This window comes from Limisphaera sp. VF-2 (assembly GCF_049537125.1).
Taxonomy (GTDB): Bacteria; Verrucomicrobiota; Verrucomicrobiia; order Limisphaerales; family Limisphaeraceae; genus Limisphaera.
Genome location: NZ_JBMVQY010000004.1, coordinates 99,589 through 115,773 on the forward strand (window position 1 = coordinate 99,589; position 16,185 = coordinate 115,773).

13 protein-coding genes and 1 tRNA gene are annotated in these 16,185 nt (G+C 66.5%); 8 read left to right on the forward strand and 6 right to left on the reverse strand.

The annotated features are described in order from the left end of the window. The first annotated feature begins 100 nt into the window (after positions 1-100). Complete coding sequence (locus ACPDIT_RS12370) at positions 101-1,462, forward strand: SGNH/GDSL hydrolase family protein (protein WP_423443936.1); 1,362 nt, start codon at positions 101-103, stop codon at positions 1,460-1,462. 110 nt (positions 1,463-1,572) lie between these two features. Here the strand turns inward: ACPDIT_RS12370 and ACPDIT_RS12375 are convergent, their stop codons facing one another. Continuing rightward, entirely contained in the window at positions 1,573-2,439 is an 867-nt protein-coding gene (locus ACPDIT_RS12375) for a CbiX/SirB N-terminal domain-containing protein (protein WP_423443938.1), read from the reverse strand. A gap of 468 nt (positions 2,440-2,907) precedes the next feature. Next, a complete protein-coding gene (gene hisC, locus ACPDIT_RS12380; protein ID WP_423443940.1) occupies positions 2,908-4,041 on the reverse strand; it encodes a histidinol-phosphate transaminase in 1,134 nt (377 codons plus the stop codon). Between the two features lie 806 nt (positions 4,042-4,847). Between hisC and ACPDIT_RS12385 the strand changes: the two genes are divergently transcribed. Continuing rightward, positions 4,848-4,924: transfer RNA gene (locus ACPDIT_RS12385), tRNA-Asp, on the forward strand. A gap of 195 nt (positions 4,925-5,119) precedes the next feature. Here ACPDIT_RS12385 and ACPDIT_RS12390 read toward each other — a convergent pair. Continuing rightward, positions 5,120-6,355, reverse strand: a complete 1,236-nt coding sequence (locus tag ACPDIT_RS12390; protein WP_423443942.1) for an MFS transporter — start codon at positions 6,353-6,355, stop codon at positions 5,120-5,122. 207 nt (positions 6,356-6,562) lie between these two features. Between ACPDIT_RS12390 and ACPDIT_RS12395 the strand changes: the two genes are divergently transcribed. Together ACPDIT_RS12395 and ACPDIT_RS12400 are read left to right on the forward strand one after the other, a co-directional pair. Next, positions 6,563-7,933 (forward strand): 3-isopropylmalate dehydratase large subunit, encoded by a 1,371-nt coding sequence (locus ACPDIT_RS12395; RefSeq protein WP_423443944.1) that lies wholly within the window; start codon positions 6,563-6,565, stop codon positions 7,931-7,933. An 82-nt stretch (positions 7,934-8,015) separates the two neighbouring features. Further along, positions 8,016-8,864: an alpha/beta fold hydrolase gene (locus ACPDIT_RS12400; protein ID WP_423443946.1), complete on the forward strand. Its 849-nt coding sequence runs from the start codon at positions 8,016-8,018 to the stop codon at positions 8,862-8,864. A 19-nt stretch (positions 8,865-8,883) separates the two neighbouring features. Here the strand turns inward: ACPDIT_RS12400 and ACPDIT_RS12405 are convergent, their stop codons facing one another. The 3 genes from ACPDIT_RS12405 to ACPDIT_RS12415 form a co-directional block, all read right to left on the reverse strand. Then, positions 8,884-9,291 carry a DUF2752 domain-containing protein gene (locus tag ACPDIT_RS12405; protein WP_423443948.1) on the reverse strand — a complete coding sequence of 136 codons (408 nt, stop codon included), beginning with the start codon at positions 9,289-9,291 and terminating at the stop codon, positions 8,884-8,886. A gap of 25 nt (positions 9,292-9,316) precedes the next feature. Continuing rightward, on the reverse strand, positions 9,317-9,832 hold the full coding sequence (locus ACPDIT_RS12410) for a DUF4339 domain-containing protein (protein WP_423443950.1): 516 nt from the start codon (positions 9,830-9,832) through the stop codon (positions 9,317-9,319). Between the two features lie 193 nt (positions 9,833-10,025). Further along, entirely contained in the window at positions 10,026-11,804 is a 1,779-nt protein-coding gene (locus ACPDIT_RS12415; RefSeq protein WP_423443952.1) for a DUF4838 domain-containing protein, read from the reverse strand. 432 nt (positions 11,805-12,236) lie between these two features. Here ACPDIT_RS12415 and ACPDIT_RS12420 point away from each other — a divergent pair, with 432 nt between their 5' ends. From ACPDIT_RS12420 to ACPDIT_RS12435, 4 genes are all read left to right on the forward strand, one after another. Then, entirely contained in the window at positions 12,237-13,115 is an 879-nt protein-coding gene (locus ACPDIT_RS12420) for a YicC/YloC family endoribonuclease (RefSeq protein WP_423443954.1), read from the forward strand. After that, complete coding sequence (gene gmk / locus ACPDIT_RS12425) at positions 13,112-13,810, forward strand: guanylate kinase (RefSeq protein ID WP_423443956.1); 699 nt, start codon at positions 13,112-13,114, stop codon at positions 13,808-13,810. Before ACPDIT_RS12420 ends, gmk begins: the two co-directional genes overlap by 4 nt. Before the next feature lie 102 nt (positions 13,811-13,912). Beyond that, positions 13,913-14,506: a flavoprotein gene (locus ACPDIT_RS12430; protein ID WP_423443958.1), complete on the forward strand. Its 594-nt coding sequence runs from the start codon at positions 13,913-13,915 to the stop codon at positions 14,504-14,506. After that, a complete protein-coding gene (locus ACPDIT_RS12435) occupies positions 14,503-16,152 on the forward strand; it encodes an ATP-binding protein (protein WP_423443960.1) in 1,650 nt (549 codons plus the stop codon). The genes ACPDIT_RS12430 and ACPDIT_RS12435 overlap by 4 nt, the downstream gene beginning before the upstream one ends. The last annotated feature ends 33 nt before the right edge of the window (positions 16,153-16,185 follow it).

A 16,185-nucleotide genomic window follows, 5' to 3' on the forward strand; every position in this document is an offset into this window, starting at 1 on the left:
ACGCTCGCGCTTGCGGTCGGGGGGCACCCGGCGAGCTGCGCCAGGCGCGGTCGGGGCAGCGCTTGACCCGTCTTTTCCGCCTTTGGACAATTCGCCTGCCATGCAAAACGCAGTGCGTTTTCTCCTGCTGGGCCTGCTCCTGGCGTGGGGCGTTTCCTGCCGCACTCCGCAGGCGGTCTTTCAAGAAGCCTCGCTCCCGGGTTATGCGCCCGCTCCGGTGCCGCCCCAGACCGAGCCGTGGCTCCGGCCCGGGGACCGGCTGGCCATCTGTGGGGATTCGATCACCGAGCAGAAGATGTACTCCCGCATTCTGGAGGACTACCTGACCATGTGCGTCCCGCAATATGGGGTCTGGGTGCGGCAATACGGGTGGAGCGGCGAAAAGGCCTCCGGTTTCCTGGGTCGCATGACCAACGACTGCCTCCGCTTTGCGCCCACCCTGGCGACCACGTGCTATGGGATGAACGACCACGAGTACCGGCCGTACGAGGAGCGCATCGGGCAAACCTATCGCCAGAACCTGACGGCCGTGGTCCGGGCATTCAAGGCGCACGGCACCCGCGTCATCGTCGGGTCGCCGGGCTGTGTGGGCAAAGTCCCGCACTGGGTGAAAACGGCCAACGGCACGGTGTCCGATTTGAATCGGAATCTGGGCACCCTGCGGAACATTGCGTTGGAAGTGGCCCGGCAAGAAGGCGTGGGGTTCGCGGATGTTTTTCTGCCCATGCTGCGGGCCGGGGAGCTGGGCCGGCAGCGGTTCGGCACGAATTTCATGATCGCCGGCAACGATGGCGTGCATCCGGACTGGGCCGGCCAGGCCGTCATGGCGTATGCCTTCCTCAAGTCGATGGGGCTGGACGGGCACATCGGCACGTTCACCGTGGATTTGAGTCGCAACACCATCCACGTGACCGCGGGACACGAGGTTTTGTCCACCGTGGGCCGCACTTTTACACTCCGCAGTCATCGGTATCCTTTTGCCTCCTGTTTGCCTCGCGAGGTCACTCCCCCAGGGGTGCAACCGGCGTTCCCTCCCTGTGATCTGCCGCCCGGTCAGGAGACCGCCAGCCTCAAGGCCGCCTTCGAACTGGTGCCGTTTCATCAGGAACTGAACCGCCTCATGCTGGTGGCCCGAAACGGTTCAGCCGCCAGATACCGTGTCCGTTGGGGGGACCAGAGCAAGGTGTTCACGGCAGACGAGCTGCGGCGCGGTGTCAATCTGGCCGCGGAGTTCGACCTGACTCCGTTTGCGGCCGCATTCGCGCGCGTGGACGCCGCGGTGGCCGCCAAACAGGCCTTCGAGACCCGACAGGTCAAACAGGTTTTCCACGGGGCCGAAGGGCGGGCGGACATGGAGGCCGCGGTTCGTCGGACGGAAGCGGAACGCAACCGCTTGGTGGCCGCCATCCACGCGGCCTTTGTGCCGGTTACTCACACCCTGAGCCTGGTGCCCGAGTCTTGAGAAGCGGTCCGTTTCCGGCGCCGCTTTGGCCGGTTGCCCGTTCCCGCAGGGGCGCAAAGCCCGGGCCGGCCCCGCCCACGGCCGGCCGGGCGTGAACAAGCCGGATCGGATCAACCGGTCGCTGGGCTGCCGGCCCGGGCGGCCTCCATAATTCGTTCCACGATGACTTCCAGCAAGGAGGGCTCGGTGCCGAGGGCCGGCGTGTACCACACGAGGCGCCCGTGGCGCTCGGTGGGATTGCGCCAGGGAAACTGCCCGGCCGCCAGTCGCTCTTTGACCACCCGGGGTGACTCGCCCAACAGGACGGGGATGTCTTCCTGGGTATGCAGACCGTCGCTGATGAATGCGGGCACGACCACAATGCGCCGTGTGACGGCCCGGGTGTAGCATTCGGGAATTCGCGGTGCCTCCTCCAGGAAGACCGCCTCGACCATCGCGTACCGTTCCAGGGCCCGAATCCGCTCTGCCATCGCTTCCACCGACCGGCGCGAGGCCGGATCCCGTTCCGTGCCGTGACCGGCCAGAAAGAGACTGATCTCCCGCGGCTGGGGCAGACGGGGAAACGGATGCTGTCGCACGATGCTTTCGGCCCGCGCCAGGGCCACTTCCGTAAGTCGGGGATGCGTCCCCACGGGCGCGCAATACCACCGCACCTGATCGCCGGCCTGATTGCGGCGGGGCCATCCCGATTCCGGAGCGAAGCCCAGCGCCTCCGGAATCACGCGAGCCGCGAAATAACCCTCCGCCATGAAGATGGGAACAATGAAGACGCAGGGTGCCTCCAGTTCGCGCAGCACATCCTGGACATGCTGGGCCTGTTTCCAAAAGGCCTCCCGTACTGCGGCGAACCATCCCCGCTCTCGCAACGCCGCGGCCTGACGGACAACCGCTTCGGCCGAACCACCGTTTTCCTCCGTCCCGTGCCCCAGGAGGATCACGGCGGCGCGTTTCCAATCTGGATCGGGAAGGAAAGCCATTGCCATGTCCACGTGTTTCTCAACGCGCTACCTCTTTTGCAAACCGGGCGACAGCCGGCGGGCGCGCCTGACAACGGTCGAAACCCGGGCATCCGCCTCCGGCTCACGGCTGCGCAGGGCGGCTCTGAGCGTGGCGTCCGGGCCCGGAGAGCCCGGCGCGGCCACGGCTCTCGAAGAGCCGAGATCGGTCCGCGCAGCAGCTGAAACCATGCCTTCGAGCCGTACGCCCGGTACCTTGGCCATGCTGCCGCGTTGCCCAAACATGATGCGCTGCCGTGCCCGGGGCAAATGGGGAATCTCGAAACTTCCCGGGGTTGCCATCTCGGCCCGAGCCGGCGGTGCCTGCCGGGTTGATGCGTCGCGCCAGGGCGAAGTTCCCGACGTCCGCGGCCCCCGGAGTTCGGGCCCCCGGATTCTCTCCGCGTCTTGGGATGCATCCCGCGGCGGATCCGTGTCCTCCGGGGCCTCTCAAGAGGCCAGCCGGCGGGCGACTTTGATGAGCGCCTGCATGTCCTGCGGCGTGCCGATGCTGATCCGCAAATAATCGCGCAGCTCGGGCAGATCGAACCAGCGCACGAGGATTTTTTGCTCGCGCAACTTGCGGTACCAGTCGGCCGCAGATGCGCCCGGGGGACGGACGAGGAGAAAGTTCGTATGACTCGGCAAAACCCGGAACCCGAGCGCCGTCAGCTCCCGAGCCGTCCAATCGCGGGTCTCGGCAATCTTGCGGAAGTTCTGCCGGTAATACTCCAGATCGTCCAGCGTGGCTTCGGCGGCGATCTGCCCCAGGCCGTTCACATTGTAGCTGTCCCGGAGTTTGTGCATGGCCTGGATCAACGGCCCGGGGCCCACGGCGTAGCCGACACGGAGGAAACACAGTGAGTACGCCTTGGAAAAGCTGCGACAGACCAGGACATTGGGCAGGGTCAGCGCCAGCGACAACGCCTGTTCCGGCGCAAAGTCCGCGTACGTTTCATCGAGCACAACCACGCCTCGCGAACGGGCGCAGATGGCCTCGAGTTGCGCCGTGGGGTAGGCGCGGCCGCTCGGGGCGTTGGGCGTCGTGATGAAGGTGAGCGCGGCGTTGGGCTGCCACTCTTTCAAGAATCGGAGTTGGCCGGGTTCGGGCAGGCCGAAGTCCATTTGCAGGGGCACCCCGTGGAAGGCGGCGCCGTGCTGCGCGGCCAGCACCGGGTAGAGCGAATAACTGGGTACGAAGCTTTGCACGAGTGCGGGCGCCGGTGGGACCAGGTACCGTCGACTCAGCGGGCCCCGTTGTGCCGCCACCGGCTCCACAAAGGCCTGGACCGCCAAACGCAGAATCTCGTCCGCCCCGTTGCCCACGATGATCTGATCGGGATCACACTTGTGCAGTTTGGCCAGTTTCTCGCGCAGACGCGTGGCGGTCGGATCCGGATACAGCCGCAACCGCCCGTCCACCGCGGCGCGTACCGCTTCCAAAACGCGCGGCGAAGGCGGGTAGGGGTTTTCGTTGGTGTTCAACTTGATCAACCCGCTGATGCGCGGCTGTTCTCCCGGTACGTACGGTTGGAGGTTTCGCACCAGCGGGCGAACCAGTTGATCCGAAACCGCTTTTTTCATAAGGCGCCCGCAGCATAGCGAGCAGGGGAGGGTTTCACAAAGGCATTTCCCGGCGCTCACCGCACCGGAGCGCGCCTTTCTTGCGGGAGCACTTCCCGCTTCTGCGCGGGATCTTCGGGCGGTTCACCCCGTGGCCGTGCGCATGCTGCAGGGCGAGATTGGGGCGGGAGCAGAAGCAGGTGCGGGGCAATCGCTCCGGGAGCTCGCCGGCCCTCCACTGGGACTCGTGGAGCGACTCCCGGGCGTGTCGAGGCGCGGGCCTTTGGGTAGCGGTCGGTTGGCGATTCCCCGCCTGAAGCACTGGTCAGGCCCGGGCCTCGGCAGGCAGGCACGATCCTCGCGGTCGCGGGGCAAAAGAACGGGTCGGGTGGCGGGTTCTCAGCAGCCGGGGAGGCGGGATGGGACATGATGCCCGCATGTGGGGGCAAGCCGGCCCGGCTGGCCCCGGCCGCGCGGTGGATCGCGGTTGTGTTCCAAGGCGCTGCGAGCACGAGCCCGTTCGATGCATCGTCAAGAAACTGGCGGGAAACCTGCCGGGGGGGAGGGAAGCTGTGACTCTTCCGCCCGGCCTCCTCGGGCTTGGCGGGCAAGCAGGAAGGCACTTGCGGCCGATGGGTTCGGTCCGAGCCTCTTGACAGTGAATGGGCGGGGAGTAGAATTTGCAGCGTTCGGGTGGCAGCACGTTTCTTCAGCGGGGTTCCCCACCCCCACCTCCTTGGCGTCTGCCGCCCGAACCCCCTTTGGGCGGGGCTTGAGGACTTGACTTGCAAGGTCGGGCTCCTTAAGTTCTGCCGCGTCTGAGCTGCGGGGGTGTAGCTCAATTGGTTAGAGCGCTGCCCTGTCACGGCAGAGGTTACGGGTTCGAGCCCCGCCACTCCCGCCATTTTTTTTCCCGCGCCTGCCTCGCTTAACCCGGCCCATCGGAGTTCTTCGACGATCACGCTTTGCATGACCAACGCCCACGCGCTCGAGGAATTCACACCGGATTCCGCGTTCCGGCTCTGAACGGTTGTTGGCCTTGCGAGGGCTCAGCAAGCAACGACGTGCACCGCGTGGGGATCACATCGCGGTGCTCGTCTCATTGGGAGCCCCTGAGAACCGGCAGCCGGGCTACCAACAGCGCCCCTGCCAGGAAGAGCACCGCACTGTAGGCGAACGCGACCTCCGTCCCCCATGCCGTCCACAGCGCCCCCACCACCACGCTGGAGACCAGGTCCCCGATGCCGTTCACAGTGGCCAGGGTCCCAAAAGCCATGCCCTGCTGGGATTCTGCCACCAGTTCGGCGCACAAGGAATCTTCGAGGGTTTCCTCGATGGCGATGTAAATCCCTGCCAGCACGAAAATCGCCGTCAGAGTGGCGAGGTTCAATGGCAGAACAATCAGCCCCAGCGCCATGAGAGCCGCCAGGCCATAGCCGACGGCCAGCACGCGAGATTTCGGAAAGCGATCCGCCAGCCAACCCGCGACCAGCGAGAACCCCGCATAAAAGAAGTTGCGCAGCATGTAGAGCATCACCGCGACGGAAGCGGCTGCGGCAGCGCCCCGCGTTTCCGTCAGTTGCTGGGTTGCCAACAGGATCAGGAGGGAATGCGCAAAATCCCCGGCGCCGAACAACGCCACCGCCAGGAGGAACCTGCGGTAGGGCAGGGGCAGGGCGCGGAGGCTGGCATGCCACGAGAGATGGCGGATCGGAAGACGCTCGCGTTCCACCACCCCCCAGGCGATGCACCCCGCCGCCAGCAATCCAGGCACCAGCGTCCACGCGAATACCGAGGGGTAATGATGCCCGGTGGCACTCAGCAACGCCATGGCGGCGGCGGGCCCCACGATGGCTCCGACGGTGTCCATCATCCGTTCAAAGCCGAAGGCCCGGCCATACGTGGCGGGGCTCACCGCCGCTGCCAGCAACGCCTTGCGCACCGGTGTGCGGACCCCGCGGCCCAGCCATGCCAGGGTGCGGGCGGCCAACACGTGCCACGCGCTCTGCGCCAGACCGAAGCCTGCCGTGCCGAGGGCGGTCACCACGTAGCCGGCCACGGCGATCGGTTTGCGACGCCGCAGCCGGTCCGTGTAATAGCCGCTGAGCATTTTGGCGAAACTGGCGGTCCCATCGGCTACGCCTTCGATCAAGCCCAGCCATGCGGCGGCCACTCCAAGCGTGGCCAGGTAGGCCGGCAGGACCGCCGTGGCGATCTCGTGGGAGCAGTCGCTCAACAGGCTGGCCAACCCGATGCCCAGGACGGTGCGGTTGAGCCACCGCTGCGGCGGGGTCGGGCTGGAGGCGACCCCTGCGCCATGGATGGGTTCGGCCATGTATCGATCCCGGGTCGTCGATGTCCAAAACGCCGCATTCGCTGCCGGGGATGCGCGGCAACCATCCCATTGCCGCCCTCCCGCGCGGCGGTTCCGTGGCATGGTGGACCCGCTGGGGGGAAGGAAACCAGTGGATTCTCCGCGCGGTGCGCCGTTCGCAGGGCCGGCGTTGATGCCACGGGCAGGCTCGGCTATGTTGGGAAGCCTATGACGCTGACCGAAAAAGTACTGGCACGCGCCGCCGGGAAGGCCCGCGTGCAGGCCGGAGACAACATCTGGGTCAAGGCCGACATCTTGATGACCCATGATGTCTGTGGCCCCGGCACCATTGGCGTGTTCAAGCGCGAGTTTGGACCGAAGGCCCGGGTGTGGGATCCCGAGGCCATCGTGATCATTCCGGACCATTACATCTTCACGGCCGATTCGAAGTCCAACCGCAACGTGGACATTCTCCGGGAGTTCGTGAAGGAGCAGGGGATCAAGTATTTTTACGACGTCATCGATGATCCCAACGGCGTCTGGCGGTTCGATCCCTCCAAGGGCATGTTGCGGCGCCAGTACGGGGTTCGGTACGCCGGCGTCTGTCACACCGCCCTGCCCCAAAAGGGCCATACCCGCCCGGGGGAGGTGTTGTTTGGAACCGACTCCCACACCTGCATGGCAGGTGCGTTCAACGAGTTCGCCACGGGGATCGGCAACACCGATGCCGGCTTCGTCATGGGCACCGGGCGTCTGCTGCTGAAGGTGCCGGAGACCATGCACTTTTATTTGGAGGGGCGACTCCAGCCGGGCGTCATGGCCAAGGATGTCATTCTGCACATCATCGGCGAGATCGGCTTTGACGGCGCCACCTACCGGGCCATGCAGTTCGACGGGCCGGGCGTGGCCTTCCTGTCCATGGACGACCGCATGACCATCGCCAACATGGCGATCGAGGCCGGGGCCAAGAACGGGATCTTCCCCTTTGACGCGCGGACGGCCGAATACGTCGAGGCCCGGACCCGGCTCAACAACACCAAGCAAGCCTATGAGCCGGTCGAGTTGGACCGGGATCAAAAGTTCGTTTACGAGCTGGTCGTGGATCTCTCGAAGCTCGAGCCCCTCGTGGCCTGTCATCCCGATCCGGGTCGGCGCAAAAAGGCCAAGGAACTGGGGCACATCAAGCTCGACCGCGCCTACATCGGATCGTGCACCGGCGGCAAGACCAGCGACTTTGTGGAGGCGGCCCGGATCCTGCGGGGGCGCAAGGTGGTGATCGATACCTTCGGTGTGCCGGCCACGCCGGAGATCGTGCACGAGCTGCAGACCACCTTCTGGGGGCAGGAAAGCATCTGGGACGTGCTTGTGAACGCGGGCGTCCAGATGACCGAAAACGCCAGTTGCGCCGCCTGCCTGGGTGGACCCGTGGACACGTTCGGCCGGATCAATCGGCCGGGCATCAAATGCATCAGCGCCACCAACCGCAACTTCCCGGGTCGCATGGGCGATAAAGAGTCGGAGGTTTATTTGGCCAGTCCGGCCACCGTGGCAGCCAGCGCGCTGACCGGCCGGATCACAGATCCGCGAGAGTTCCTTTGATCGCGCGCCCCGCCCGCAACCGGTCCGCCGGGGAGGGCCGGAACCCCTGCGGATCGCCGGGACGCCACCGGGGCCGAGCCTCATGGAGACACTCTCCATCGCCGGGCTCACCGTTCGCCGTCACTTCCGCGGCGGACAACCCATCCTCGTTTATTTGCCCGGCATCCACGGCGACTGGACCCTGGTGACCAGTTTCCGCGCGGCGGTGGCGCCTCCCGTGGAGTTCATCGAACTGGCCTATCCCGATCGGACGGATTGGGACATCCCGGATTACGCCCACGCGGTGAGCGCGGCCTTGCAGCAGTTGGAAACTTCCCGTTTCTGGCTGCTGGCGGAATCGTTCGGGTCGCTGGTTGCCTGGGCCTTGTTGGAACACTGGCGGGCAACCGCTGCGCAGGGGGAATCTTCACAGGGTGCCTCGAAGCCCGAGGTCCAAGGTCTGATCCTGGCGGGCGGGTTTGTCCGTCATCCCTGGCCGGCCGGGGCACGGGCGCTGGCGGCGCTCGGCCGGCGAATGCCCCAGGGCCTTCATCGTGTCCTCCTGCAGGCCTATGCCGGCGTGGCGGGCTGGCGGCATCGGCAGGCCCCGGAAACGCGCGATACCATCCACGAATTCATCGAGCGCCGCACACCGGAGAACCGTCGGGCCATTCACGCGCGGCTTCAGTTGGTGGCACGGGCCGACTATCGTTCCGTGGCGCGCCGGACGCATCGGCCTGTTTACGCACTGGCGGGCGGCTTCGATCCCCTCGTGCCGTGGTGGTGGGTGTGTCCCTGGTTGCGACGACATTGTCCGGGTTTTCGCGAATGGCGATTGTACGGACGCGCCGACCACAACGTGCTGGGCACTGCGCCGCGCCGGGCGGCGGCCGATGTGCTGCGCTGGATCCGTGAAGGGCTCGGCCCTCGGCCGGACGGCCCGCCCGCGTAATGCGCCGGGTCCGGGCTGCTCAGAACACGTTGCGAAGGATCCCGAACAACAAAAGGCCTCCCAGGCCCGCCCACGCCCAGAGAGGGGACAAGGTCCACGCTTGACCGGGATGGCGCCGGCGCCACCGCCACCACGCCGCCAGCATCACCGGCCCGGCCAGGGCAAGCAGGATGGGGAGCGGGTTGAACTGCCAGGACTCGGCAATTCGCCCGTGCAACAGCGCATGCACTGCGCGCAGGCCTCCGCAGCCCGGACATTGCCATCCGGTTACTGCATGAAACCGACATGGAGGATACAGGGCCGACCGCGCGGGATCGAAATGCCACAACACCCAAAGGCCCGCGCCAAGCATCAACACCATCAGGAACCAGACCGGGCGCCACCGCGCCGGCCGGTCCAACCGCGGCGGGCAAGTCGGTTGATCCATGGCACCATGGTCCCCCACGGTTTCGTCACGGAACGACCCGGCAGTGCAGACCGGGACAAATCGAAATCAACCACGGGGTCGCCACCGAGGCCACCATCCAGAACAACACGCTCAACGCGCCCAGGATCACACCGGCCAGTGCCCAGGCGCGTGCCCCGGACGTCCCGGGGTCCCCGTGTCCGAGATACAACACCACCGAACCCAGGACCACGGCCACCACGTTGAGCGGCGCGCCATAACAACAACAGCACAAGATCCACGCCAGAACCCCCGAGGCAAAACTGACCAGGGCCAGCGTGCGCAGCGTTTGCGGCGCCACAGTCGGCCGCGGATATGCCGACAGAGGAGGCGGGGCGGCCGGGGAGCTGCCGGACAGCGCAGAGGCAAACTCCGGCAGATGCCCCACCACGCGCCATTGCGTTTCGCCTTCGGGAAGCACGGGAGTCTGTGGCCCCACCCGGTTCTCCCGAATCCACTGCAGCAGGGTGTCGCGGGGCACGGGGCCATACTCCCTTCCGTCCTGTCCGATGATGCGATACATGGTCTTGGGCCCGGACCGGCCGGGCTCAACGAGCAGGGGAGTTTCGCTCGTTCCCCGGATCCTCCGGCTCTTTTCTCACGCGCAGCAAAGCATGCTCACCGCCGAACACAAGCCCGGAGTCGCGCCGTCCGAGCATCGTCCGCCGACGCCGTCGCAGGCCGGGGAGGGCCTGATGTGGCGGCGACCGGGACTTTCACGGCAGCATCGGAGCCAGGAACTGGTCCACCGTGAGTCCCGACTCGCGCAGCAACTGCACGCGGGTCCAGGGCAGGTCCGGTCGGCCGGCCGCCCACGTGGCGAATTCTCGGGCCGCCTCGGCTTTGCTCTCTGACAACGGCCAGGCCAGCCCCTCGTCGCGCGCTTCCCGACGCAGGCGTTCCCAATCCAGGAGAAACGCGTAACGAACGGGCAAGTGCGCCAGGCGCACGCGCGGTTGCCGTTCCGGGTCGTCTCGCACGCGCATTTCGGCTTCGGCCCAGAGGCGTTCGGCTTCGATCAGGACACGGGCCCGGCGGTGCGGCGCGTTGGGTCGGGTGAAACACCGCAGTTCGAATCCCGCCGAGGCCCGGTGGAGCAGCTCGAGATACTGGCCGATCGGACCGGCGGCCGCGCCGTAGTATCCTTCGAGGAATTCACGGATCAGGCGGCGGTCATCCTGTTGTGGGTTCCACAGCAATTGCGCCAGCACCCAGGCCCGCAGCTCGGCCATTTCGGCGCCCCAGTCCTGGTACGCACCCTGTTCGAACACGCCGCGCACTCCGTGGCGCTGGAACAGGCGCACGTTGGGGCCGAGGGTAAACCAGTTCGGGTGCGGCAACAGGTAGTTGGCAAAATCGGTGGTGTAATCCCACACATACAGTCGCGGCGCGCGCCGGGACCAGCCCTGAAGATCCTCCAAAAACGCCGCATTGGAGGGGTGATCCAGGGGTTCGCGAAAGTTCGCCTCGATCGAGCACAGGCGGATGACCACGTTCGACCGCGGACGCAGGCGGCGCGGCGGGCGGCGCGTGTACTGATACGCGAACGTATCCACCCACACGTGGGGAAACTCCGGCTCGATGCGGGCGGCGATTTCATTGACGAAGTCCAGCAAACTGCCCGCCGGGCTGCCTTCTGCCTCGTCCAGGGCCCGACAGTTCGGGCACTGACAGTTGCCGTGCCAGTCGTTTTGGGTGACCGAGACGATGCGGGCCTCGGGCGACTCGCGAAGCCAGGCCCTGACCCGTTCGGCCACGAACGCTCGCAGCTCCGGGTTCGACAAGCACAACTGGGCTCGTTCATGCGTGCGGCGTCCGTCGATCCAACTGAACCACTCCGGATGCCGCGCGAAATGCTCCGACGGCGGGACCAGGGCATAGAACGTGTGGGCGAATCCCTTGTAGCGAATGCAATCGCCCCACTCCGGCGGAATGGGCGGGTGGGCACCGTTGACGCCGTTGCGCACCTTCCAGCGCGGGTCAAAGGCGCAAAACCAAAACGGCTCCCGGTACTCGAACACCGGTCGCACCTCCACATCCAGCGGCGGCACGTGCAAGGTCGGCCGGCGCGGCACGTGCATGGCCCAGGGCGTCCACCAGCGCACGCCGCCATGCTCGGCGAGGAACCGGTACACGGCGTACAGGGTGCCGCGCGGCCGTCCGCCCGCCAGCAACAGATGCCCGCCCCGCGTTTGATGAACATAACTGTCCGGCCCCAGTCCCTCCCACGGCACCGAGGGGAACAAACGTTCGGCCCACCGGCTTCGTCCCACAAAGATCGCCCGGCTCGGCGGACGGGCCGGATTGGTCACGACGACGAACCGGGCCCCGGTGATCGCCTCCAAATACGCCGACAGTTCCCTTGCTGCATTGTGCTCCGCGGCCGTGGCTTCGGCGGCGACCACGAGGGTGGACTCCGCCCGGCCGTTTCGGGCCAGCACGCTGCCCACGGCACCCTGCACACAAAAGGCCGTGGGGCAGCCGAGCGCCAGCAAAAGGAGGAGCCTCCTCGAACGCAGACACCGCAGAGCGCGGCGGGAGGGATGGGGTCGGGCTCTTGCACCGGAACGCCTTGCGTGCCGCTCGGTTGCGGCCGTTTGCATGCGCCGTCTCGCGGGCCCGGGCAGGAGGCGGGACCATGGGGGAGCGACGGCCCGGTGAGGCCGGCCAGGTTTGGAGCTGACGGCTGAGGGACAAGCCCGGTTCATTGCCCCTACGCTGCGTCGCCCGGCGGTCGGGGTCAATGGCGTTCTGGCGGGAAATGCCCGAATCTGTTCGGCGCGCCGACTGCCGGATCCGGGGCCCGGGCCCTGACACTCCGGAGGTGCCTGTGACACGCCCCACACGGGGGCGCGCGTGCACCGGCATGGGCCCGGCTCGGCATTCCTGATTCGACAATGCCCAGTGGGCGGGGCATCCTGCGCGCCATGAAGTCCATGACCGGACATGGACGCGGCGTTTGCCAGCGCAACGGCCTGCGGGTGACGGTGGAATTGACCTCGGTCAATCGCAAACAAGCCGAGATCAACCTCCTGCTGCCCCGCGAGCTGGACGTGCTGGAAGGGCCCATGCGGGATTTGATCAGCCGGCAGATCGACCGAGGCCGCGTGCAGGGACGCGTCTCCGTCGAGATTCTTTCGCCACAATGGGCCCGACCGCGCCTGAATGCGGCCCTGGCCGAGGGTTGGGCGCGCGAATTGCAGCGGCTGGCGCGGAAACTGGGACTGGCCGAGACGGTGACCCTGGAGCATCTGCTGCGCATTCCGGGGCTGTTCCAGTCCGATGAGCCGCTGGTGCCGTGGGAGAAGCTGTGGCCCGTGGTGCAGGCGGCTTTGCAACAGGCGCTGGATCGGCTCGTGCGCATGCGGCAGCGCGAAGGAGAGTTTCTGGCCCGCGATTTGAGCCGCCGCATTGAACGCATGCGGCGGGCCGTGGCGCGGATTCGGGCCCGGGCCCCGCGGGCGCTGGAGCGCTATCGCAAACAGCTGTTGCAGCGCATCCGCGCCGCGGGCCTGACCCAGACGCCCGAGTCCGACGAACGACTGTTGAAAGAGGTCATCCTGTTTGCCGATCGCTCGGACATCACGGAAGAGCTGACCCGGCTGGAGAGTCACTTTCGGCAGTTCGACGCATGCCGTCGGAGCCGCGCGCCCGTCGGACGGACCCTGGATTTTCTGGCCCAGGAAATGTACCGCGAGATCAACACGCTGGGCACGAAGGCCAACGATGCCCGGATCAGTCAGGAAGTGGTCCGGCTCAAAACGGAATTGGAACGGTTTCGCGAGCAGGTGCAAAACGTCGAATGACGGATCCCATCGCCCCTTCTGCTGGTGCCCCGGCGCACCGTGCCACCGCCCCGGACTCCCCGGGGGCCCGGACGGCGGGCTCGGGGCCTCTTCCCGTGTTGTTGCTCCTTTCGGCGCCCTCGGGAGCGGGCAAGACCACGCTTTGTCAGGAGCTGCTCAAGCGCCGGCCCGGTCTGGCCCGGGCCATCACCTGCACCACGCGCCCGCCGCGGCCGGGGGAACGGGACGGCGTGGACTATCATTTCCTGGATCCGGAGACCTATGCCCGACGCGTCGCCGCGGGCGAGTTTCTGGAACACGCCACGGTCTACGGCCACGGTTACGGCACTTTGCGGCAGGAGGTTCTGGATCGGCTCCGTGCCGGACAGGACGTGTTGCTCAACGTGGATGTGCAGGGCGCCGCGGCCATCCGCGCCCGCGCCCGGGAGGAACCGTTGCTCCAGCAGGCGCTCGTCACGGTCTTTTTGACGCCCCCTTCGCGGGCGGTGCTGGAGGCGCGCCTGCGGCGGCGGGGGACGGATCCCGAGCCGGTCATTCAGCGCCGGTTGGCCATGGCCCAAACCGAAATTGCCCATTGGAAAGATTTCGATTATCTAATCCTCAGCGGCTCGATCGCCGAGGACGTGCAACGGCTGGAAGCCATCCTGGAAGCCGAGAAACTGCGCAGTCACCGGCAGCCGGCGCCGGCGTTTTGAAGCCGATCTGGGAAGCGTCAGAGCCGTGAAGCGGCGGACCGGGCCGGCGGTCGCCCGGGCACAAGGCCCGCTCGACGGAAACGGTTCGGGCCGCAGACAGGCATGAACAGCAAGGGCAACATCATCCTGGGCGTTACCGGATCCATTGCCGCCCATCGCGCCGTGGACCTGTGCAGTTTGTTGACCCGGGCCGGATGCGAAGTGCACGTGGTGCTGACCGCCGACGCCCAGCGATTCGTCACGGCTGTGCCCTTCCAAACCCTTTCCCGACAGCCCGTCATCACCGACCTCTATGACACCGCCGGCGGCTGGCAACCCACGCACATCCAGCTGGCCGATCAGGCGGATCTCCTGCTCATTGCGCCGGCCACTGCGCATACGATTGCCCGTCTGGCGCATGGACTGGCCGACGACGCCCTCACCTGCATCGCTCTGGCGTTGCGCCCGGAGGCCTCGGTGCTCATCGCCCCTGCCATGAACGGCAAAATGTGGTTGCACCCGGCCACCCAGGCCAACGTGAGCCTCCTGCGCCAACGCGGAGTCGAATTCCTGGGACCGGACGCGGGACTGCTGGCCTGCGGATACGAAGGGGTGGGCCGCCTCTGGCCCGTGGAACAAATTGCGGCGCGCGCGTTGGAACGCCTGCAACAGGCCCTGCCCCCGCCCGATGCGCCGCCCCAACCGGGGCCCCCATGAAAGGACTGTGGTCTGGGTTGACGCGGCTCCGGCGCCTGTTGGAGGCGCCGCCCGTGCCGGCCGCGCTCCAGGAACGCCGCGTCCTGCGACTGCAGCGCGAGGTCATACTGCCGTCGAAACTCGTCATCCTCGCCGCGGTCTATCATTACCTCTTGCGCGCCCCGTGGACCGAAGAGGCTGCTTCTGCGTTCGACGTCGTGCTGGAAACCCTGCAGCAGTTCTTCGTGCTGTACACGGGTTTGAACGTGTTGGCCTGGCTGGTTTTTTTGCTGTTGCGCAAACTTCCACCGGGCACGGTCCAGTGGACCTCTTTCGTGCTGGGGTTCGCCGATGGTTTGTTCCTCGGCGGATTGACGCTGCTCACCGGCGGTTTCGACAGCATCCTTTACTGGGTGTTTCCAGCCCTGATCGTGCTCAACGCCATCTGCATCCCGCTGGCCACGCCGCAGTTGGTCCTGAATCTCATGCTCAGCGGGTTCTTTCTCCTGGCCGGTCTGGTCGAACCGGAGCTGCGCAGCCAGGAACTGCCCGTCCCTCAGCTGCCGCCCCGGGCCCAGCGGAAACCCGTGCCCCCGGTGCGCCCGGACGATATCCCCGACCCCGGCGCCGTCCTTCAGCGTCTCCAACGTCCGACGGACACCCTGGCCCGGCTGATCTGGAACCGGATTCCAGAAACGGCCCGCCGTCAACTTCAGGAACTTGCGGAAGAAGGCTCGGACCAGGACGAGCGCCTGCGCCAACTCCTGGTCGATGAGTTGAACCGCCTGTTGCCCCAGTCTCGTTACGTGGTGCAGACCGAGATTCCCGCCGAACTGGCCGGAGAACCTTTTCTGTTGCGACTGGTGATCCTGTGGCTGTTGACCTTCTGCTGCTACGGGGTGCAGGTGCTGGCGGCCCGCCAGCGACAGGCCGAGGAAGAAGCCGAGGAGTTTGCGCATCGCACCGCCCAGTTGCATGCCGCCGGCCGCTTGGCCGCCGAGTTCGCCCATCAAATCAAAAACCCCCTGGCCATCATCAACAATGCGGCCTTTGCCCTGCAACGCCTCTTCGGCCACGATCCCCGCGCCGCCACCTCCCTGGAACTGATTCAGGAGGAGGTGGAAAAGGCCGACCGCATCATCACCCAGGTCATGGGATACGCGCAACTGAGCGAAGGGCGCGTGGAGAAGGTCGACGTGCGCGAGGCCATCGAACAGGCCGTGGCCCACGTGTTCCCCCCGGGCATGTCCACCGGAACCGAGGTGCAGCTGGACCTCCGCGGGCCGCTGCCGGTCATGCTGATGCAGCGACGCCACCTGACCGACATCCTCACCAATCTGCTGCAAAATGCCCGGGACGTGCTCGACGGACGCGGCCGGGTCCTCGTGTCGGCCCGCTGTCCCGACGAGGCCACGCTGGAGTTGAGCATCACCGACAACGGGCCGGGCATTCCGGCCGACAAACTCGAACGCATCTTCGAGCCCTACTTCACCATGCGGCCGAAGGGGACCGGGTTGGGACTGGCCATCGTCAAACACAACGCCGAACTGTATGGAGGACGCGTGCGCGTCGAATCCGAGCTTGGAAAGGGCGCCCGCTTCACCGTAACCTTTCCCATCCGGAGCATCGAGAGCACAATGGCCGAGCGTGCGTTGCCCGCGCCCTGACCCGTGGGTGGGACGCCCCGCTCACGCACCGAA

Bases quoted from the DNA above. Each gene is read 5' to 3' on its own strand.
- ACPDIT_RS12370 (WP_423443936.1), top strand. From the start codon at position 101: ATGCAAAACGCAGTGCGTTTTCTCCTGCTGGGCCTGCTCCTGGCGTGG.
- ACPDIT_RS12375 (WP_423443938.1), bottom strand. From the start codon at position 2,439: ATGGCTTTCCTTCCCGATCCAGATTGGAAACGCGCCGCCGTGATCCTC.
- hisC (WP_423443940.1), bottom strand. From the start codon at position 4,041: ATGAAAAAAGCGGTTTCGGATCAACTGGTTCGCCCGCTGGTGCGAAAC.
- ACPDIT_RS12390 (WP_423443942.1), bottom strand. From the start codon at position 6,355: ATGGCCGAACCCATCCATGGCGCAGGGGTCGCCTCCAGCCCGACCCCG.
- ACPDIT_RS12395 (WP_423443944.1), top strand. From the start codon at position 6,563: ATGACGCTGACCGAAAAAGTACTGGCACGCGCCGCCGGGAAGGCCCGC.
- ACPDIT_RS12400 (WP_423443946.1), top strand. From the start codon at position 8,016: ATGGAGACACTCTCCATCGCCGGGCTCACCGTTCGCCGTCACTTCCGC.
- ACPDIT_RS12405 (WP_423443948.1), bottom strand. From the start codon at position 9,291: ATGGATCAACCGACTTGCCCGCCGCGGTTGGACCGGCCGGCGCGGTGG.
- ACPDIT_RS12410 (WP_423443950.1), bottom strand. From the start codon at position 9,832: ATGTATCGCATCATCGGACAGGACGGAAGGGAGTATGGCCCCGTGCCC.
- ACPDIT_RS12420 (WP_423443954.1), top strand. From the start codon at position 12,237: ATGAAGTCCATGACCGGACATGGACGCGGCGTTTGCCAGCGCAACGGC.
- gmk (WP_423443956.1), top strand. From the start codon at position 13,112: ATGACGGATCCCATCGCCCCTTCTGCTGGTGCCCCGGCGCACCGTGCC.
- ACPDIT_RS12430 (WP_423443958.1), top strand. From the start codon at position 13,913: ATGAACAGCAAGGGCAACATCATCCTGGGCGTTACCGGATCCATTGCC.
- ACPDIT_RS12435 (WP_423443960.1), top strand. From the start codon at position 14,503: ATGAAAGGACTGTGGTCTGGGTTGACGCGGCTCCGGCGCCTGTTGGAG.